Source organism: Streptomyces sp. NPDC057543 (assembly GCF_042801895.1).
In the GTDB taxonomy this organism is placed as follows: Bacteria; Actinomycetota; Actinomycetes; order Streptomycetales; family Streptomycetaceae; genus Streptomyces.
Genome location: NZ_JBHVFF010000091.1, coordinates 1 through 19559, shown reverse-complemented (window position 1 = coordinate 19559; position 19559 = coordinate 1). Strand labels below are relative to the sequence as shown.

At 71.6% G+C, this 19559-nt stretch carries 17 protein-coding genes and 1 pseudogene; 13 read left to right on the top strand and 5 right to left on the bottom strand.

The features are described from left to right. Window positions 1-14: 14 nt before the first annotated feature. Window positions 15-857, bottom strand: a complete 843-nt coding sequence (locus ACFU8Q_RS17440; protein ID WP_384454184.1) for a siderophore-interacting protein — start codon at window positions 855-857, stop codon at window positions 15-17. Between the two features lie 73 nt (window positions 858-930). Then, window positions 931-1839: a 5'-3' exonuclease H3TH domain-containing protein gene (locus ACFU8Q_RS17435; protein ID WP_384454205.1), complete on the bottom strand. Its 909-nt coding sequence runs from the start codon at window positions 1837-1839 to the stop codon at window positions 931-933. Window positions 1840-2218: 379 nt separating this feature from the next. Here ACFU8Q_RS17435 and ACFU8Q_RS17430 point away from each other — a divergent pair, with 379 nt between their 5' ends. The 4 genes from ACFU8Q_RS17430 to ACFU8Q_RS17415 all read left to right on the top strand — a co-directional run bounded on the left by ACFU8Q_RS17430 (window position 2219) and on the right by ACFU8Q_RS17415 (window position 7351). Then, window positions 2219-3292, top strand: a complete 1074-nt coding sequence (locus tag ACFU8Q_RS17430) for a glycine betaine/L-proline ABC transporter ATP-binding protein (RefSeq protein WP_384454181.1) — start codon at window positions 2219-2221, stop codon at window positions 3290-3292. Next, on the top strand, window positions 3285-5921 hold the full coding sequence (locus ACFU8Q_RS17425; protein ID WP_384454179.1) for an ABC transporter permease/substrate binding protein: 2637 nt from the start codon (window positions 3285-3287) through the stop codon (window positions 5919-5921). The genes ACFU8Q_RS17430 and ACFU8Q_RS17425 overlap by 8 nt, the downstream gene beginning before the upstream one ends. Window positions 5922-6083: 162 nt before the next feature. Further along, the gene (locus ACFU8Q_RS17420; protein ID WP_384454176.1) at window positions 6084-6629 is read left to right on the top strand and encodes a helix-turn-helix domain-containing protein; all 546 of its coding nucleotides are present in this window, start codon (window positions 6084-6086) and stop codon (window positions 6627-6629) included. A gap of 14 nt (window positions 6630-6643) precedes the next feature. Then, window positions 6644-7351 carry a helical backbone metal receptor gene (locus ACFU8Q_RS17415; RefSeq protein WP_384454174.1) on the top strand — a complete coding sequence of 236 codons (708 nt, stop codon included), beginning with the start codon at window positions 6644-6646 and terminating at the stop codon, window positions 7349-7351. On the opposite strand, the gene ACFU8Q_RS17410 is transcribed toward ACFU8Q_RS17415, so the two are convergent. Next, window positions 7290-8441 (bottom strand): TDT family transporter, encoded by a 1152-nt coding sequence (locus ACFU8Q_RS17410; RefSeq protein WP_384454171.1) that lies wholly within the window; start codon window positions 8439-8441, stop codon window positions 7290-7292. The genes ACFU8Q_RS17415 and ACFU8Q_RS17410 overlap by 62 nt on opposite strands. A gap of 70 nt (window positions 8442-8511) precedes the next feature. Between ACFU8Q_RS17410 and ACFU8Q_RS17405 the strand changes: the two genes are divergently transcribed. Continuing rightward, a complete protein-coding gene (locus ACFU8Q_RS17405; RefSeq protein WP_384454168.1) occupies window positions 8512-9444 on the top strand; it encodes a LysR family transcriptional regulator in 933 nt (310 codons plus the stop codon). A 69-nt stretch (window positions 9445-9513) separates the two neighbouring features. On the opposite strand, the gene ACFU8Q_RS17400 is transcribed toward ACFU8Q_RS17405, so the two are convergent. Next, window positions 9514-10251, bottom strand: a complete 738-nt coding sequence (locus tag ACFU8Q_RS17400; RefSeq protein WP_384454165.1) for a gamma-glutamyl-gamma-aminobutyrate hydrolase family protein — start codon at window positions 10249-10251, stop codon at window positions 9514-9516. A gap of 109 nt (window positions 10252-10360) precedes the next feature. Between ACFU8Q_RS17400 and ACFU8Q_RS17395 the strand changes: the two genes are divergently transcribed. The 5 genes and pseudogenes from ACFU8Q_RS17395 to ACFU8Q_RS17375 all read left to right on the top strand — a co-directional run bounded on the left by ACFU8Q_RS17395 (window position 10361) and on the right by ACFU8Q_RS17375 (window position 14861). After that, window positions 10361-11728, top strand: coding sequence for a glutamine synthetase family protein (locus tag ACFU8Q_RS17395; protein WP_384454162.1), 1368 nt, complete (start codon window positions 10361-10363; stop codon window positions 11726-11728). Between the two features lie 8 nt (window positions 11729-11736). Then, the gene (locus ACFU8Q_RS17390; RefSeq protein WP_384454159.1) at window positions 11737-13116 is read left to right on the top strand and encodes an aldehyde dehydrogenase family protein; all 1380 of its coding nucleotides are present in this window, start codon (window positions 11737-11739) and stop codon (window positions 13114-13116) included. A 6-nt stretch (window positions 13117-13122) separates the two neighbouring features. Next, window positions 13123-13914, top strand: a complete 792-nt coding sequence (locus ACFU8Q_RS17385; protein ID WP_384454156.1) for a 3-oxoacyl-ACP reductase — start codon at window positions 13123-13125, stop codon at window positions 13912-13914. Window positions 13915-13923: 9 nt separating this feature from the next. Further along, window positions 13924-13995: pseudogene (locus ACFU8Q_RS17380) on the top strand (DUF2510 domain-containing protein); the annotation flags it as partial. 5 nt (window positions 13996-14000) lie between these two features. Then, on the top strand, window positions 14001-14861 hold the full coding sequence (locus ACFU8Q_RS17375; protein ID WP_384454211.1) for a hypothetical protein: 861 nt from the start codon (window positions 14001-14003) through the stop codon (window positions 14859-14861). Window positions 14862-14883: 22 nt separating this feature from the next. On the opposite strand, the gene ACFU8Q_RS17370 is transcribed toward ACFU8Q_RS17375, so the two are convergent. Then, the gene (locus ACFU8Q_RS17370; protein ID WP_384454153.1) at window positions 14884-16086 is read right to left on the bottom strand and encodes an amino acid deaminase/aldolase; all 1203 of its coding nucleotides are present in this window, start codon (window positions 16084-16086) and stop codon (window positions 14884-14886) included. 424 nt (window positions 16087-16510) lie between these two features. Here ACFU8Q_RS17370 and ACFU8Q_RS17365 point away from each other — a divergent pair, with 424 nt between their 5' ends. From ACFU8Q_RS17365 to ACFU8Q_RS17355, 3 genes are all read left to right on the top strand, one after another. Further along, window positions 16511-17419, top strand: coding sequence for a hypothetical protein (locus ACFU8Q_RS17365; protein ID WP_384454203.1), 909 nt, complete (start codon window positions 16511-16513; stop codon window positions 17417-17419). Continuing rightward, window positions 17416-18612, top strand: a complete 1197-nt coding sequence (gene mycP, locus ACFU8Q_RS17360; RefSeq protein WP_384454150.1) for a type VII secretion-associated serine protease mycosin — start codon at window positions 17416-17418, stop codon at window positions 18610-18612. The genes ACFU8Q_RS17365 and mycP overlap by 4 nt, the downstream gene beginning before the upstream one ends. Before the next feature lie 211 nt (window positions 18613-18823). Continuing rightward, entirely contained in the window at window positions 18824-19552 is a 729-nt protein-coding gene (locus ACFU8Q_RS17355) for an SseB family protein (protein ID WP_384454147.1), read from the top strand. The last annotated feature ends 7 nt before the right edge of the window (window positions 19553-19559 follow it).

Below are 19559 nucleotides of genomic sequence, written 5' to 3'. Positions count from 1 at the left end.
GGAGTGCGCCGGTGCTATGCCGCCTTCTCCTGCTCGCGCTCCACCTGTGCGTTCCACTCGCGCTTGACCGAGCGCCAGGCGTCGTCGTTCTGGCCGAGCCGCCAGTAGCCGGAGATGGACAGCTGGGGGAGCGGGATCTTGCGCTCCAAGCGCAGATGGCGGCGTATCTCCTTCACGAAACCCGCCTCGCCGTGGACGAATGCCCGGACCGCGCCGGCCGGGAACTCCAGCCCCGTCACTGCCGCGATCAGTGCCTCGCCGACCGGGCGCTCCCCGCGGTGCAGCCAGGTCACCCCGACCCCGTCGGGCGTCGCGATCTTCTGCTCCTCCGAAGCATCCGCCACCTCGACGAACGCGCGCACCACCGCGCCCGCCGGCATCTGCTCCAGGGTCGCCGCGATGGCCGGGAGGGCGCTCTCGTCGCCCGCCAGAAGGTGCCAGTCCGCCGAGGCGTCCGGGCCGTAGCCCCCGCCCGGGCCGAGGAACGTCACCGGATCGCCCGGGGCCGCCCGCATCGCCCAGGGGCCGGCGAGGCCCTCGTCGCCATGCACCACGAAGTCGATGGCCAGCTCCCGGGCGACCGGATCCCAGGAGCGCACCGTGTACGTGCGGGTGGTGGGCCACAGCTCCCGCGGCTGTTCCTCGCGGATGCGGGCCATGTCGAACGGGTGCGCGTAGTCCGCACCCTCGGGGGCGAAGCAGAGCTTGACGTAGTGGTCGGTGAACCCGGAGAGCCCGAAATCGGCGAGACCGTCACCGCCGAGCACTACACGGACCATGTGCGGGGTGATCTGCTCGGTGCGCAGAACGTGGGCCCCCTGCGCCTTGGGTGCCTGCCGTGCCGGTCGTTCTGCCACGAGGTTCTCCCTGCTCCGATTGCTTAGGCTTACCTAAGTTAGCACCTCGGTCATGCGCTGTGGAGGGCCGGAGTCAGGCGTGCAGTGCGAAGAGCAGGCGTTGCAGCGCCCCGCCCAGCCCCCACCGCTTCGCGAGGGCTTCGAGTGCGACCGGATCGCGCGGCTCGGAGGGCAGCGCGGGGTCGAACTCCGGCAGGGGTACGTCCCCGGCGACGCGGACCACCTTCGGTGCGACGGCGACGTAGTCCCGGGCCTCGTCGAGCCGCTTGCGCTGCGAGGGCGTCAGCTTGGCGGCCGGATCGTCGACCGCGGCCATGATTGAGGCCAGATCGCCGAAGGCGTCGAGCAATTTCGCCGCCGTCTTCTCGCCGATCCCCGGGACGCCGGGCAGCCCGTCGCTCGGGTCGCCGCGCAGCAGGGCCAGATCGACGTATCCGGAGCCGTCCACCCCGTACTTCTCCCGCAGCCACGCCTCGTCTGTCAGCTGGAGCGAGCCGACCCCCTTCAGCGGGTAGAGCACCCGCACCCCGCGGGCGTCGTCGACCAGCTGATAGAGATCCCGGTCGCCGGTGACGATGTCCACGGGGCCGGTGGCCAGGCCCGTGAGCGTGCCGATCACGTCGTCCGCCTCGTAGCCCGCGACGCCGACCCGGGCGATGCCGAGCGCATCGAGCACATCCTCGATGACCGGCACCTGCGGGGCCAGGGTGTCGGGGGTCTCCTCCTCGTCGGGCAGTCCCTCGGCAGTCTCCACCGCGACCCGGTGCGCCTTGTATGTAGGGATCAGCTCCACCCGCCAGTGCGGCCGCCAGTCCGCGTCCATGCAGGCGACCAGGTCATCGGGCCGGTGGTCCTGCACCAGGCGCCCGATGAAATCGAGCAGCCCGCGCACGGCGTTGACCGGCGTCCCGTCCGGGGCGCGTACCGAATCGGGGACCCCGAAGTAGGCGCGGTAGTAGAGGGAGGCGGTGTCGAGGAGCATCAGGCGTCGCGTCACACCCCGATGATGCCGCACCCCACTGACAGGTGCTCGCACCTCACCGGGGCCGGCGTCGGCCCCGGCCGCCGGGGACGGTCGGGCCGTGCCGAGCCGGGGGCGGCCCCGTCCCGGCAGCGCCCGCTCATATGTGAGGTGGATCACTCTTGTGTTTGGCTCGTGTAAGTGAGGGCAGGCGCGCAGCCGGAGCGGAGCACGTAGCAATTTCAACTACCGCACGTGCCATGCGGGCCGAATCCGCGTCGCTCCACGGTCTGTCGGAGGGGGTGGCAGACCGTTTTTCCGTTCAACCCGCGAGGTGTATGTGTCAAGGCTGCAAGCCGAACACTTGTACAAAGTGTTCGGCAGACGACCCGATCAAGCCGTGCAGAAGCTCGAAAGCGGCGCCGACCGCGACGCGCTGCGCGCCGACGGAACGACCGCAGCGGTGATCGACGCCTCGTTCACCGTCGAACCGGGACAGATCTTCGTCGTGATGGGTCTGTCCGGGTCCGGAAAGTCCACGTTGCTGCGCATGCTCAACGGACTTCTGGAGCCCACAGCCGGACGCGTGCTGTTCGACGGCCAGGATCTGACCGCCCTGAGCCCCGCCGAACTGCGCCACGTCCGGTCCTCGAAGATCAGCATGGTGTTCCAGCACTTTGCGCTCTTCCCCCACCGCAGCGTGCTGGAGAACGCCGGGTACGGCCTCGAAGTGCAGGGTGTGCCGCGCGCCGAGCGCGAGCAGCGCGCTGCCGAGGCGCTGGAGCTGACGGGTCTCGCCGGCTGGGAGAAGTCCTGGCCCGACGAGCTGTCCGGCGGTATGCAGCAGCGTGTCGGCCTGGCCCGCGCCCTGGCCACCGACGCCGACCTGCTGCTGATGGACGAGTCCTTCAGCGCGCTCGACCCGCTGATCCGCCGGGACATGCAGGACCAGCTGCTCGAACTGCAGAAGCGGCTGAAGAAGACGATCGTCTTCATCACCCACGACCTCAACGAGGCCATGCGCCTCGGCGACCGCATCGCCGTGATGCGCGACGGGAAGATCGTCCAGCTCGGCACCGCCGAGGACATCCTCGTCACCCCGGCCAACGACTACGTCGCCTCCTTCACCCAGGACGTCGACCGCTCCCGGGTGCTGACCGCAGGCGCGATCATGGCCGAGCCGCACACGGTCATGGGCACCACCACGGACGACGGCAAGGAGCTGCGTACCCCCGCCGACGTCCTGGCGGCAGCCCCGGCCACCGTCACCGAGTCCACGCCGATCATCGACCTCTTCACGCCCTGCTCGCAGAGCGGTGTGGCGGTCGCCGTGACCGACACCAAGGGCAAGCTCGTCGGCGTCGTACCGCGGGCCCGGCTGCTCGCCGTCCTCGGCGAGCCGATGACCCCCGCCGAGGCCCCGCAGGACGTCAGGCCCGGCACGGTCGACACGAAGAAGGTGGCCAATGTTTAGGCTTCCTCTCGGTGACTGGGTCGACTCCGCCGTCGATTGGCTGCAGACCCACCTCTCCTGGCTGTTCGACGCGATCAGCTCGATCGTCAGCGGCATGTTCGACGGCATAGCCGCCGTGCTCTCCGCCCCCGCACCGCTGCTCTTCGCGGGCATCGTCGCCGTCATCGCCTGGTGGCTGCGCGGTCTGCTCGCGGGTGTGCTCGCCTTCGTGGGCTTCGCCCTCATCGACTCCGTCGAACTGTGGGACGAAGCGATGGACACCGTCACCCTGGTGCTCGTCGCCACCATCATCGCGCTGGTGCTGTCCGTGCCGCTGGGCATCTGGGCGTCCCGCTCGAAGACCGTCAGCGCGGTGACCCGGCCGGTCCTGGACTTCATGCAGACCATGCCCGCCATGGTCTACCTGATCCCCGGCGTCATCTTCTTCGGCGTCGGCGTGGTGCCCGGCATCATCGCCACCATCATCTTCTCGCTGCCCCCGGGCGTCCGGATGACCGAGCTCGGCATCCGCCAGGTCGACGGCGAACTCGTCGAGGCGGCCGAGGCGTTCGGCACCACCCGGCGCAACACCCTGCTGCGGGTCCAGCTGCCGCTCGCCCTGCCCACGATCATGGCGGGCATCAACCAGGTCATCATGCTGGGCCTGTCCATGGTGGTCATCGCCGGCATGGTCGGCGGCGGCGGCCTCGGTGGCGCCGTCTACCGCGCCATCGGCAACGTCGACGTCGGCCTCGGCTTCGAGGCGGGCATCTCCATCGTCATCGTGGCGATGTACCTGGACCGGATGACCGGCGCGCTCGGCCGCGAGGTCTCCCCGCTCGCCCGCCGCGCGCTGGCGAAGGCGCAGTCGATGGCCGGCGGACTGAAGATCTGGAACTACCGTCCGCAGCCCGTCGTCGCCGTCTCCGGCATCGTCGTCCTCGCGCTCGTCGCAGGTGCCATGGGAATCTTCGGCTCGTCCGGCTCGGGCAAGTCCGCCGGCACCGCCGACGGTTCGAACGTCGGCGCGGGCAAGAAGATCAGCATGGGTTACATCCCGTGGGACGAGGGCATCGCCTCCACCTTCCTCTGGAAGGAGATGCTGGAGCGGCGCGGCTACCAGGTCGACGTCAAGCAGTACGAGGCCGGTGCGCTCTACACCGGTATGGCCAACGGCCAGATCGACTTCGAGACCGACTCCTGGCTCCCCATCACCCACGCCAGCTACTGGAAGAAGTACCAGGACCGTCTGGAGGACATGGGCTCCTGGTACGGCCCCACCTCGCTGGAACTGGCCGTCCCCTCGTACATGAAGGACGTCAAGTCCCTCGCCGACCTCAAGGGCAAGGGCTCGCAGTTCAAGGACCGGATCGTCGGCATCGAGCCCAGCGCCGGTGAGATGGGCCTGCTCAAGGACAAGATCCTGCCGGGCTACGGCCTGGACAAGGAGTACAAGGTCGTCGACGGCTCCACGCCGTCGATGCTGGCCGAACTGAAGCGCGCGTACGCCAAGAAGGAACCGATCGTCGTCCCGCTCTGGTCGCCGCACTGGGCGTACAACCAGTTCGAACTGACCAAGCTCAAGGACCCCAAGAACCTCTGGGGCAAGGGCGACGGCATCCACACCCTGGCCCGCAAGGGCTTCTCCGCCGACAACCCCGAGGTCGGCAGCTGGCTCAAGAACTTCAAGATGAGCGAGGACCAGCTCACCAGTCTTGAGGCGCAGATCCAGAAGTCCGGCTCCGGCAAGGAGCAGGAGGCGGTCCGCACCTGGCTGAAGGCCAACCCGGGCGTCGCCGACAAGTGGACCCCCGTCGCCAAGGCCGCCGCGCCCAAGGGCGCGAGCGGCAAGGACGAGCGCGACCGCGCCGTCGAGATGGCCTGGTTCCCCTGGGAGGAGGACATCGCCGCCACGTACCTGTGGAAGGCGGTCCTGGAGGAGCGCGGCTACAAGGTCAACCTCAAGCAGTTCGAGGTCGGTCCGATGTACACCGCGATGTCACGCGGCCAGATCGACGTGCAGTTCGACGGCTGGTTGCCGTACACCCAGAAGAACTACTGGGACAAGTACGGCTCCCAGCTGACCGACATCGGTTCGTGGTACGGCCCCACGTCCATCGAGGTCGCGGTGCCCTCGTACGTGAAGGACGTCAAGAGCCTCGCCGACCTCAAGGGCAAGGCCTCGGAGTTCAAGGGCCGGATCGTCGGCATCGAGCCGGGTACCGCCACGATGGAGAACCTCAAGAAGAACGTGCTGCCGACGTACGGCCTGGACAAGGAGTACAAGGTCGTCGACTCCTCGACGCCGGGCATGCTGTCCGAACTGAAGCGCGCGTACGCCAAGAAGGAGCCCATCGCGGTGCTGCTCTGGACGCCGCACTGGGCGTACAACGAGTTCAGCATGACCAAGCTGAAGGACCCCGAGAAGGCCTTCGGCGACGGCGACCGGCTGCACACCATCGCCAGCAAGGACTTCCCGACGAACTACCCGCAGCTGACGAAGTGGTTCAAGAACTTCAAGCTGAGCGAGGACCAGCTCGCCGGCCTGGAGAACCAGATCCAGAAGCGCGGTACGGGACATGAGGAAGAGGCTGTGAAGGCCTGGATGGAGAAGAATCCGGGCATCGCGGACACGATGGCCCCGCAGTAAGGTCCCGACAGGACCCGAAAACGGGAAGGGGTGGGCACCGCCGACGGCGGTACCCACCCCTTCCGGCTGTCCGGAAGACACTCATCCACCGGCCGACCTTGCGCAACCGTGTGCGTAATGTGCCGGCAGCCGGGAGGATGACGAGTCGGGAGGGAGCCGGACATGGACGACAAGGAAGCACTCCGCGTGGGCGCCGCGGTCCGCCGACGGCGCAGATCCCTGGGGCTCACACTGGCCGCGGTCGCCACCCGCAGCGGCCTGTCCGTGCCGTTCCTCAGCCAGATCGAGAACGAGCGGGCCCGGCCCAGCGCCCGCTCCCTGGACCGGGTCGCCGAAGCGCTGGAGACCAGCACGGCACGGCTGCGCGCCGCCGCGGACTCGGCGCGCGCCGTCGACGTCGTACGGGCGGGCGAGGGCGACGGGGTACGCAGGGTGGTGCGCGGACGCCATCAGCTCAGCGCCCTGGAGTTCACCGGCGAGCTCGACCTCGGGCGCGAGTTCCAGCACCGCAACGACGAGGTGATGTACGTGGTGCAGGGCGCGGCGGAGGTGGAGGCCGAGGGGCAGGCGTACCGGCTGGAGCAGGGCGACACGCTGTTCCTGTCCGGTGGGGTGCGGCACCGCTGGCGGGCCACGGTGCCCGGGACGCGACTGCTGGTCGTCGCCGTCGCCGAGCACATCGACGCCACCTTCGACCCGCGTCGCTAGAGAGGCTGTCCGCCGTGCGCGTCGTCTCCCTGGTCCCCTCGCTCACCGAGGCCGTCGCCGTCACCGCCCCCGGCCTCCTGGTCGGCGTCACCGACTGGTGCACCCACCCGCCCGGTCTGACCGCGGCCCGGATCGGCGGCACCAAGAATCCCGACGTGGCGGCGATCGTCGCGCTCCGGCCCGATCTCGTCGTCGCCAACGAGGAGGAGAACCGCGGACCCGACCTCGCGGCGATCGGGGCCGCCGGCATCGAGGTGGTCGTCACCACGGTCCGCACCCTCGACCAGGCGTTCGAGGAACTGGAACGGGTCCTGGTCACCGCCTGCGGACGGGCCAGGCCGCGTTGGCTGGACGAGGCCGAGGCCGCCTGGGCCGCGCTCCCGCCGCCCCGTGCCCCGCGCCGTGCGGTCGTGCCCGTCTGGCGCAGACCCTGGATGGTGCTGGGCCGCGACACCTTCGCCGGGGACCTGCTGGCCAGGCTCGGCGTCGAGAACCTCTACGCGGACCACGCCGAGCGCTACCCCCGTATCCCGCTCGACGCACTCAACGCGGCGGGAGCCGACCTCGTCGTCCTGCCCGACGAGCCGTACCGCTTCACCGCGGACGACGGGCCCGAAGCGTTCCCCGGACTGCCCGCCGCGCTCGTCGACGGGCGGTTCCTCACCTGGTACGGGCCGTCACTGGCGCAGGCGCCTGCGGCGCTGCGAGCAGCGCTCCGCTGACCAGCCCGCGCAGCGTCCGCAGCCCGGCCACCGCCCACGCCACCACCAGCAGCACGTACAGCGCGACGGCCAGCCAGGTGTACGCCGTGAGGCCCGTGTGCCGGGCCAGGCCCGCGGCGCCCGTGACACACGTACCGACCGGGAAGGTGAAGCCCCACCACGTCATGCTGAACGTCATGCCGTTGCGGACCGCGCGCACGACCAGTGCGACGGCCAGCGCCAGCCACATCAGCGCGAAGCCCATCACCGGCACCCCGTACAGCACGGCGAACACCGCCAGCCCCGAGTCGTACGGCGCGCCGATCGCGCCCGGTGCCACGTCGGCGAGCTGATTGACCGCGGTCGTCGACTGGCCCAGCGGGCCGAGGACCAGGAACAGCGTGGGCGTCAGCACGAGCGGCAGCGGGCCCTGGTGGACGAGCCGGGCGAAGATCAACGGCAGCATCACCAGCGTGGCGAGCAGGCTCAGACCGAACATCGCGTAACAGGCCAGCAGCAGCGCCTCCCGCCACTGACCGGCGGGCAGCTCCGGCACCAGCAGCGGACCCAGCGCCGCCGAGACCATCGGCGCCACCACCGGCAGCAGCCACACCGGCGACGCGGTGCCGGGCTCGACCCGGTGACGTACGACCATCAGATACGGGATCGCGACCGCGGCGGCCAGCCCGATCACCGTGCCCGCCGTGTACAGCACCACATCAAGGGCCAGCGCCGCCCCATGCCCGATGACGTCCCGGCCGACCACCATCGACGAGCCGCCGACCGCCAGCAGGGCCATCGAGAGACAGCCGTAGAACGGGGCGACGGCGGGGTCGAGCAGATGGGTACGGGCCTGGTCGCGATGGGCGGCCCAGTGCCCGGCACGGGCCGCGAGCACCACCGCCAGCATGACCGTCGCGAGTGCCCACACCACCGTGCAGGCACCGCGCAGTCCCGGGACATGCACGGGGAGCGTCGCACCCGCGCTCGCGACGATCGCGGTGCCCATGACAGTTGCGTACCAGTTGGGGCCGACGTGCCGCAGGTGAGGGAGCCGCGGGGCGGCCGGATACGGGACGGGAGCTTGTTGCGTCTGCGGAAAGATGGCCATGCCACGATTTTCGTGGCGGGGGACGAACCCCACCAGAGACTCCGTCTCTATGAGGTCATAAGCTGGCTTTATGTCCGGCGAAGAACATGTCCCCCTCGCCCACCGGGTCCCCGACCTCGGTGCGCTCGAACTGCTGCTCGCGGTCGCCCGGCACGGCAGCCTGGGGCGCGCGGCACGCGACGTCGGCGTCACCCAGCCCGCGGCCAGCAGCCGCATCCGGTCCATGGAGCGGCAGCTCGGCCTCGCCCTGCTGGACCGTTCGCCGCGCGGCTCCCGGCTCACCGACGCGGGCGCACTGGTCACCGACTGGGCGCGCCGGATCGTCGAAGCGGCCGAGGCGTTCGACGCGGGCGCGCAGGCGCTGCGTGACCGGCGGGATTCCCGGCTGCGGGTCGCCGCCTCCATGACCATCGCCGAGTACCTGCTGCCGGGCTGGCTGATAGCGCTGCGCGCCGAACGGCCGGACACCGCGGTCTCGCTCCTCGCCGGGAACTCGGCGGCCGTCGCGGGCCGGCTGCTCGTCGGTGAGGCCGACCTCGGCTTCGTGGAGGGCCTGTCCGTACCGGAAGGCCTCGACGGCACGGTCATCGCCCACGACCGGCTGGTCGTCGTCGTGGCCCCGTCCCACGCGTGGGCCCGCCGCCGTACGCCGCTGACCCCGCGGGAGCTGGCCGCGACCCCGCTGATCCTGCGTGAGCACGGCTCCGGCACCCGCCAGGTCCTGGACGCGGCCCTGGCCGTCCACGGCGGCCTCGCCCAGCCACTGCTCGAACTCTCCTCGACCACCGCGGTGAAGGGGGCGGCGGAGAGCGGCGCGGGCCCCTGCGTGCTGAGCGAACTGGCGCTCGGCGAGGAACTGTCCTCCCGGCGCCTGGTCAAGATCCCGATCGCCGGAGTGCGGCTGAGGCGCCAACTGCGCGCGGTCTGGCCCTCCGGCCACCGCCCGACGGGACCGGCACGCGATCTGCTGTCGCTGACGGGCCGGGACATGTCACCGACGTAGCGGGACGCGTCGCGGGGACCCACGCACAGGCGACCTCGTGCGCCATGCCCCATCCACCGGCCCGAGGCGTCACCGGTCCCCGTGGTCCCCGGCCGGCTTACGGGGCGGGGCCTGCCCGCACGTCGCGGCCGCCACCACTGCCTGCATCAGCCGCGGATCGTCCCCCATCTCCGGATGCCACTGCACCCCGAGCACCCACCGCGCCCCCGGCAGCTCGATCGCCTCGACCGTGCCGTCCGCCGCGTGCGCCGAAGCAACCAGGCCGGGAGCGAGCCGCGCCACGCACTGGTGGTGATAGGTCGGGACGGTGGTCTCCTCGGGCACGACGGACGCGTACCGAGTCCCCGGCACCGGCGCCACCACATGCGAGCCGAACCTCCCCGCCACGCCCTGCGGGCCGGAGTGACCGTCCAGATGCTGGGTGAGCGTGCCGCCGAGCGCCACATTCAGCAGCTGCATGCCACGGCAGATCGCCAGCAACGGAGTGCCGGAGTCGAGCGCGGCGCCGATCAGGGCCGTCTCCCAGCCGTCGCGCTCCGGTGCGGGCGGCCCCGTCCGCGGGTCGCGGTCGGCTCCGTACCGTACGGGATCCACATCGGGCCCGCCCGCGATCACCACCGCGTCCAGCCGCGCCACCACCGATGCCGCGAGGTCCGGATCGTCCGGCGGGAGCAGCGCGGCCAGACCGCCCGACTCGCGGATCAAGCGTGCGTATCCCGCAGGCAGCAGCGTCGCGGGCAGGTCCCACACGCCCCAGCGGGTCGATGCCTCCAGATACGTACTGATTCCGATCAGCGGACGGTTCATCAGATCCCTCTCTCACCCGGCACGCGGCACGCACCGGCACCGTATCCAAATCCCTTGCGGTGCCCATAGATTTGGATCACCCGTCGGCCCGCGAGGAGAGGATCCACCCGTGTCCGACCGAACAGCCCCGCTCTCCGTCGAGGAACTGCGCGTCCTCGTCGGGAGCGGCGAGATCGACACCGTGGTCCTCGCCTTCCCCGACATGCAGGGGAGACTGCAGGGCAAACGGTTCGCGGCCCCCTTCTTCCTCGACGAAGTCATGGAACACGGAACAGAAGGCTGCAACTACCTGCTCGCCGTCGACACCGACATGAACACCGTCGACGGATTCGCCATGTCCTCCTGGGAGCGCGGCTACGGCGACTTCGCACTGCACCCCGACCTCACCACCCTGCGCCGCGTCCCCTGGCACCCGGGCACCGCGATGGCCATCGCCGACCTCGCCTGGGAGGACGGCGCACCCGTTGTCGCCGCACCCCGCCAGATCCTCCGCAGACAACTGGAACGACTCGCCGGCCACGGCTACACGGCCCATGTCGGCACCGAACTCGAATTCATCGTCTTCAAGGACACCTACGAGCAGGCCTGGGACCGCAACTACCGCGATCTGACCCCGGCCAACCAGTACAACGTCGACTACTCCGTCCTCGGCACCGGCCGGATCGAGCCGCTGCTGCGCCGCATCCGCAACGACATGGCCGCCGCGGGCCTCACCGTCGAGTCCGCGAAGGGCGAGTGCAATCCCGGCCAGCACGAGATCGTCTTCCGTTACGACGAAGCCCTGGTCACCTGCGACCAGCACGCCGTCTACAAGACCGGTGCCAAGGAGATCGCCGCCCAGGAGGGCGTCGCGCTCACCTTCATGGCCAAGTTCAATGAACGAGAGGGCAACTCCTGCCACATCCACCTCTCGCTCCGGTCCACCGACGAGGCCGGCCGCAGCGCCATGACGGGCGAGGACGGCGGCATGTCCCCAGTGATGCGCCACTTCCTCGCCGGACAACTCGCCGCCCTGCGCGACTTCTCCCTCCTCTACGCACCGAACATCAACTCCTACAAACGCTTCCAGCCCGGCTCCTTCGCCCCGACCGCCGTCGCCTGGGGCCACGACAACCGCACCTGCTCCCTCCGCGTCGTCGGCCACGGCCCCTCGACGCGCTTCGAGAACCGGCTGCCCGGCGGTGACGTCAACCCGTACCTCGCCGTCGCCGGACTGATCGCGGCGGGCATCCACGGCATCGAGAAGGGCCTCCAACTCCCCGAGCCGTGCGAGGGCAACGCCTACGCCGCCGCGTACGACCACGTCCCCACCACGCTGCGCGAAGCAGCCGAGCTGTGGGAACGCAGTGAGGTGGCGAAAACGTCCTTCGGTGAAGAAGTCGTCGCGCACTACAGCAACATGGCGCGGGTCGAGCTCAAAGCCTTCGACGCCGCGGTGACCGACTGGGAGCTCCGCCGCTCCTTCGAACGCCTGTGAGGCACCGAGTGACCACACCCGACCACGCGGTGGAACACCACGTGCTCAATCCGGCGACGGAAGAACTCCTCGCCACCATCCCCTTTACCACCGCCGCCGAGGTCGACAGAGCGGTCGCCCGAGCGGCGACGGCCCAGCGCACCTGGGCCGCCCTCGCGCCCGCGGACCGTGCCCGGCTGCTGCGCCGCTTCGCCGCCGCCGTCGACGGCGAGGCCGAGCAACTGGCCCGGCTGGAGGTCCAGGAGGCCGGTCACACCCTCGGCAACGCCCGCTGGGAAGCGGCCAATGTCCGTGATCTGCTCGACTACGCCGCCGGGGGAGTGGAACGACTCGCGGGCCGGCAGATCCCGGTTCCCGGCGGAATCGACATCACCCTCCTCGAACCCCTCGGCGTCATCTGCGTGATCGCACCCTGGAACTTCCCCATGCCGATCGCCGCCTGGGGCCTCGCCCCTGCCCTGGCCGCCGGTAACGCCGTGCTCCTCAAGCCCGCCGAGACCACTCCGCTCACCGCCCTGCGGCTGGCCCGGCTCGCCCTGGATGCGGGCCTTCCCGAACACCTCTTCCAAGTGCTGCCGGGCGCGGGCGACGTGACCGGAAACGCCCTGGTCGAGCACCCCGGCGTCGCCAAGATCGTCTTCACCGGCTCCACCCGCATCGGCAAGCAGATCATGGCCAAGTGTGCCGACCGCGTGAAGCGGCTCACCCTCGAACTCGGCGGCAAGAGCCCCAACATCGTCTTCGCCGACGCCGACATCGAGGCCGCCGCGGCCGCCGCACCCATGGCGTTCCTGGACAACGCCGGCCAGGACTGCTGCGCCCGCAGCCGCATCCTGGTGCAGCGGTCCGCGTACGACCGCTTCCTGGGACTCCTCGCGCCCGCGATCGAATCCGTCGTCGTGGGCGACCCCTTCGACGAGAACAGCCAGATGGGCCCGCTCATCTCCCGGGCACAACGGGAACGGGTCCGCGGTCACGTCCCCGAGGACGCGACCGCGCTCCGCGGCAAAGCGCCCGAAGGGCCCGGCTTCTGGTTCCCGCCGACCGTCCTCGTCGACGTCCGTCCGGACGCACCCGTCGCCACCGAGGAGGTCTTCGGACCGGTCGCCGTCGTCCTTCCCTTCGACGACGAGGCCGACGCCGTCCGGCTCGCCAACGCGACGGAGTACGGCCTCGCCGGCTCGGTCTGGACCCGTGACGTGGGCCGCGCACTGCGCGTCTCACAGGCGGTCCGGGCCGGGAACCTCTCCGTCAACTCGCATTCCAGCGTCCGCTACTGGACCCCGTTCGGCGGCTACAAGCAGTCCGGGCTCGGCCGTGAACTCGGCCCCGACGCGCTGACCGCATTCACCGAGACCAAGAACGTCTTCATCAGTACGGAGGCCTGAACCGGCATGACCACCACCGACAGCGAGAACATCTGCCGCCGCCTCGTCGGCCGCACCGCCGTCATCACCGGAGCCGCCGGCGGCATCGGTCTGGCCACCGCACGCCGCCTGGCGTCGGAGGGCGCGAACGTCGTCTGCGCCGACATCGACGAGCACGCCGGCAAGGCCGCGGCCGAGGAGGTCGGCGGCACCTTCGTACGCGTCGACGTCACCGACCCCGAACAGGTCGAGGCGCTCTTCAGGACCGCGTTCGACACCTACGGTTCCGTCGACATCGCCTTCAACAACGCGGGCATCTCCCCGCCCGACGACGACTCCATCCTCACCACGGGCCTGGAGGCATGGAAGCGAGTCCAGGATGTCAACCTCACCTCCGTCTACCTCTGTTGCAAGGCCGCCCTGCCCTACATGCGGCGCCAGGGCCGCGGCTCGATCATCAACACCGCGTCCTTCGTCGCCGTCATGGGCGCGGCCACCAGCCAGATCTCGTACACCGCCTCCAAGGGCGGCGTCCTCGCCATGTCCCGCGAACTCGGCGTGCAGTTCGCCCGCGAGGGCATCCGGGTCAACGCGCTGTGCCCCGGACCGGTCAACACCCCGCTTCTCCAGGAGCTGTTCGCCAAGGACCCGGAACGGGCGGCCCGCAGGCTCGTGCACATCCCGGTCGGCAGGTTCGCCGAGGCCACGGAGATCGCCGCGGCTGTCGCGTTCCTCGCGAGCGACGACTCCTCGTTCGTCAACGCCACCGACTTCCTCGTCGACGGAGGAATCTCCGGGGCGTATGTCACACCCCTCTAGAGTGACGGGATGAGTAACGCGACTCCGCCCGGCTGGTATCCGGACGCCGCGATACCGGGCACCGAACGATGGTGGGACGGTACGGCATGGACCGCGCACACCCGCCCGACCGCCGCCGTACCCCCGCGGTTCGGTCCCCCGAGCCGGTCGCGAACGTACCGGGGAGCGGCGGCAGCGCGGCAGCCGGTGGCGGCACCCGGATCGTCGCGCTCGCCGTGGCGGGACTGGTCGTCGTCGGCGCGGCCGTCACCGGGGCCCTGCTGCTGGGCAGGGGCGACGACGGCGGTACGCGGCCGAAGGCCGGACCGAGCAGCTCCGCACCGCTCCCCACCGACGGCCGGAACACGCCGGAGCCGAGTGCGACACCGGCCGGGAGCGACCCCGAGGTCCTCGTCGACCAGCTCAACGGCATCACGCTGCCGATCCCCGACGGGTGGGAGAATCCCCGGAGCACCGTCGACGAGGTCCTCACCATGCGGACCGTCGGCTCGTACAGCTGCCCCGGCGACTCCTCCGACTTCTGCTACCACGGCACGGTGACCACCCGCACGGCGAACGGCACGGACATCACCTCCGCCGAGAAGCTCGCCGAGCAGGACATCACCGCCGCCGACGACAGCGCCTACGAGGAGAACATCGTCGGCGACCGGATCCACGGCGGCATCACCTCCCACCGGCAACTCGCCTCCGAGGCTGTGAGCGTTGCCGGGCGCACCGGCTACCGGGTGCGCCGGCGGGTCACGACCGGCAAGGGCCCCGGTGGCTATGTGCAGTCACTCGTCTTTCCCTCGACAGTCGGCAGCGAATCACCGGTCATCGTGCGCTACGCCTTCGACGCGGGGCCCGACGGGCCGCCGCTCTCCCTCATGGACACCATCACCGAGGGAATCCGGCCGATCGACGACAGCGAGACGAGCGGTGGCGTGGGCAGTTCCGTAGCTCCCTGAGGCCGGCCGCGGCTCCCTGGGCTCAGAGGAACGTACGGCCCTCGCCCCGGTACGTCGGCACGGTCGCCGTCACCCGGTCGCCCTCGATGAGCTGCAACTCATCGAAGCGCTCGCACAGTTCACCGGCCTTCGCGTGCCGGAACCACACCTTGTCGCCGATCAGCAGATCGTCGGCCGGGGCGCCGAGCAGCGGGGTCTGCACCTCGCCCGGCCCCTCCTGCGGGTCGTAGCACAGCCCCTCCGGCAGGTACGGGACGGGCAGCCGGTCCGCACCCGCCGGCCCGGACGCCGGATAGCCGCCACCGAGGACCGTCACCACACCCACGCCCGGTCGGCGCACCACCGGCTGGGCGAACAGCGCCGCCGGACGCGCCGTGAACGACGTGTAGTTGTCGAACAGCCGCGGTGCGTAGAGCCCCGACCCGGCCGCGATCTCGGTCACCGCGCGCTCCGCCGCCGTGTGCTGCACACTGCCGGTGCCGCCGCCGTTCACGAACTCCAGGTCCGGTGCCACCGCCCGTACGGCCCGCACCACCTCGGCCCGCCGGGACACCAGCTCCTTGCGGCCCGCGGCCTGCATCAGCCGGATCGCCCGGGAGCGCAGCGGCCGCCCGGCGACCGCGTCCCCGACCCCGGCGATGTGCCCCTCGTACGCCATCAGACCCACCAGCCGGAACCCGGGTCTGCGCGCCACCGAGCGTGCCAGTTCGGCCAGTTGGGCGGGGGAGCGCAGCGGGGAACGCAGGGCGCCGATCCTGACCCGGCCGCCGAGCAGTTGCAGCGAGGTGTCCAGCTCCAGACAGACCCGGATCTCCTCACGGCCACCGGCCCGCGCCGCGTCGATCAGCTCCAGCTGCGCATGGTCGTCCACCATCACGGTCACGGCCGCGGCCAGCTTCGGATCGGCGGCCAGCTCCGCGAAGGCGGCCCGGTCGGCCGACGGGTAGGCCAGCAGGACGTCCTCGAAACCGGCCCGCGCCAGCCACAGCGACTCGGCCAGCGTGAACGACATGATCCCGGCGAACCCGGGCCGCGCGAGCACCCGTTCCAGCAGCGCCCGGCAACGCACCGACTTGCTCGCCACCCGGATCGGCTTCCCGGCGGCCCGGCGCACCAGATCGTCGGCATTGGCATCGAACGCGTCCAGATCGACGACGGCGATCGGGGCGTCCAGATGGGCGGTGGCCCGGTTGTAACGGGTCCGGTCAGCGGCGCGGGCAGTCATGGCCGCAGCTTGCCAGACGTCCGTACTGCTGGGTAGGGGGATGATCCGTGCAGATCGCCCGTGGGCAGGGCGTCCCGCTCCCACGGGGGCCGTTCCACCCCGTAGAGTGACGGGCACGCGGCAACCAACGGGCCTGCCTGTGACGTCGATCCGCGCACGGTACGGAAGAGGACCAGGGGGGCGGATGAGTACCGAGGCGCAGCGCGCTCCTGTCCCGCCCCGGCCCACGACCCCGCCACCATCGGCGCAGGGGCCGGTCGCACCGTCCGCGGGCGCGTCTGTTCCGCCGCACCCGACGACCCCGCCACCGCCCGCGGCAGCGGTGCCTCCGCCCGCCCCCGCCGTGCCCGTGCCCACGCCGGACACCGCTCCGCCCCGGCCCGAGCAGCCGCCCGCCGCCACCCGGCGGCGGCCCGTCGGCGCCGTGGACCTCACCCCGCGTCCGGGAGCGGCCCCGCCACCGTCCGGCCGGCCGCACATCCCGCACCCGTACCAGCAGTCGTACCCCTACCCGTACCGCCCTCCGGTCCCCGAGACGCCCGCCGAGACCACCACCCGGCTGCGCCCCGTCCGGAGCCGCCGCCCCGCCCGGACCGCGACCGCCGCGGCCTGTGTCGTGCTCGGGCTCGGGCTGATCGGCGGCGCCGCCACCGGCGCCTGGCTCACCAGCGATTCCTCCGCCGACCCGGCCGTCCACAGCGCCTACACCGTGGGCCGCTCCGCCTGGCACAGCGTCCCCGTGGACACCCTCTTTCCGCGCACCCTGGCCGGCGACGGGGCGGGGCCCGGCGGCGCCGACCGGGTCTGGACCCGGGTCGCCGTCGCCCCGGACAGCGGCTGCCGGGCGGGCCTGGACCCGCTGCTGGCCCGGACACTCGGCCCGGTCGGCTGCGTGCGCATGCTCCGCGCCACCTACACGGACGCCACCAGCAGCAGCGTCACCACGGTCGGGGTGATCTTCACGGAGGGCGACACCGAGGCCATGAGAGCGCTGAGCACCCGTTTCACCGACCAGCACCTCGGTCTGCGCACCGATCTGATGCCGCGCACGTATCCCGTGAAGGGCACGGTCGCCGAGGGGTTCGGCGACGGGCAGCGCGCCAGCTGGACCGTCCGCGTACTGACCGAGGTCCCCGTCGTCGTGTTCGCCGTCTCCGGTTTCGCCGACGGCCGTACGGTCACCGATCCGCAACCTGTCGACAAGGCCGTGGTCGCGAACGCCACCACGGCCGCCGCCCAGGCCGGACTCGGCCACGAGGCCAAGGGAATAGCGGACCGGATCGAGCGCGGTCTGCGCCGGACCATCACCGACCTCACGGAGAAGCCGGAATGATCCGCCGTACCCGCACCCGCACCCGCCGCCGCGCCCTCGGCGCGGTCTGCGCCGCCACCGCGTTCGCGCTCCTGCCCGCGACACCGGCCAGGGCCGACGCCATCCGGGACCAGCAGTGGGGCCTCGAGGCGCTCCACACCGATCAGGCCTGGCGGACCACCAAGGGCAGGGGAATCACCGTCGCGGTCGTCGACACCGGGGTCGACGGCAGCCTCCCCGACCTGGCGGGCCAGGTGCTGCCCGGCAAGGACATGATCGGCTTCGGAGCCGGCCGCGGCGACCGGTCCTGGGCGCGGCACGGTACCGCGATGGCGGGGATCATCGCAGGTCACGGCCATGGTGCCGGAGGTGGCGACGGAGTTCTGGGCATCGCGCCCGAGGCGAAGATCCTGCCGGTCCGGGTGATCCTCGAAGCCTCCGACCCGGCCCGCGCCAAGGCCCGGGAGTCCCGTGGCACGGCTCTCGCCGACGGCATCCGCTGGGCCGCCGACCACGGCGCCGACGTCATCAACCTCTCGCTCGGCGACGACAGCAAGTCGGCCCACCCCGAACCGGGCGAGGACGCCGCCATCCAGTACGCGCTGAAAAAGGGCGCCGTCGTCGTCGCCTCGTCGGGCAACGGAGGCGAGAAGGGCGACCACATCTCGTACCCCGCCGCCTATCCCGGCGTCATCGCGGTCGCCGCTGTCGACCGGTACGGCACCCATGCCGCGTTCTCCACCCGCCGCTGGTACGCCACCGTCAGCGCCCCCGGAGTCGACGTCGTCGTCGCCGCCCCCGACCGCCAGTACTACGTGGAGTGGGGCACCTCCGCCGCCTCCGCGTTCGTCTCGGGCGCGGTCGCCCTGGTCCGCGCCGCGCATCCGGGACTGACGCCCGCCCAGATCAGGCAACTGCTCACGGACACCGCCCGCAGCGCCCCGGAGTCCGGCCGGGACGACGCCCGTGGGTACGGCATCGTCGATCCCGCCGCGGCGATCGAGGCCGGGGCCACGCTGCGTCCAGCGGGTCTGCGCGCGGAATCCGCCGAGGCCGGATACCGGAAGCGGTACTTCGGCCCCGGTCCCAGCTCCGAGCACCACGACGGCGGCCCCGCAGGCTGGCTCGCCCCGGCCGCGGGCGGCCTCGGAGCGGTCCTGCTGGCGCTGGCCGTGGTGCTGTGGCGCGGCAGGCGGTCCACCGTACGGCGCTGACCGCGCCCACCGCTGTTTCGCGCCCGGTGTGGTGCCCGTTTACCGCTGTTTCACGCCTGGCGTTGTGGCCGTTCACCGCCGTTTCGCGCCTGGCGTCGTGCCCGCTCACCGCCGCCGGGGACCCCCGCTGCCGGCCGGCCCCGTCTGCCCGCAAGCCCGCTCGGCCCGACCGGCTGCCGGAGCGGGAAAGCCCAGGCACTACGCTCGCCCTGTGGCGATGAAGAACATTCCGGACCCCGGTTACTCCGACGACGACGGCACGGCCGCCCCGGCCCTGACCGCGGCACTCGCCGCATGGGCCGAGGACCGGAAGGCCATCGGCCCGGTACTCGAAGCCCTCAAGGGAGCCCGGCTCCTGGTCCCGGTCGTCGCCGTGCTCGGGGAGGTGGAGGAGGACGAGAACGGCCTGCGTCGCGAGAAGACCAGCGACATGGCCGTCCCGACCCTCCAGGCGGGGGACCGCCGCGCCCTGCCCGCGTTCACCTCGACCGCCTCGCTGGCGCTGTGGGATCCGCAGGCCCGCCCCGTCGCCGTACCCCTGCACCAAGCGCTGCAGGCCGCCGCGCACGAGAAGGCGGACACGGTGGTCCTCGACCTCGCCGGCCCGGTCGCGTTCGAACTGACCGGCTCCGCGCTGCTGGCCCTCGCCGAAGGCCGCACCAGCGCCGACCCGCTGGACGACCCCGCGGTCACCGCCGCGGTACGGGACGCCGTCGCCGCCGAGCCCGCGGTGCTCCGCGCCCACCTCGGCCCCGGCCGGGCCGACGGCACCCTCGCCCTCGTCCTCGCACCCGGCGCGGACCCCGCCGACGCGGCCCGCCGGGTCGCGGAACGGCTGGCAGCCGATGACGTCCTGCGCGCCCGCCTGGTGCGGGGTCTGGACCTGGCGCTGCTCCCGGCCGATGCGGCCACGCCCGGCCGGCCGCTGTTCACCCGCTGATCCGCTG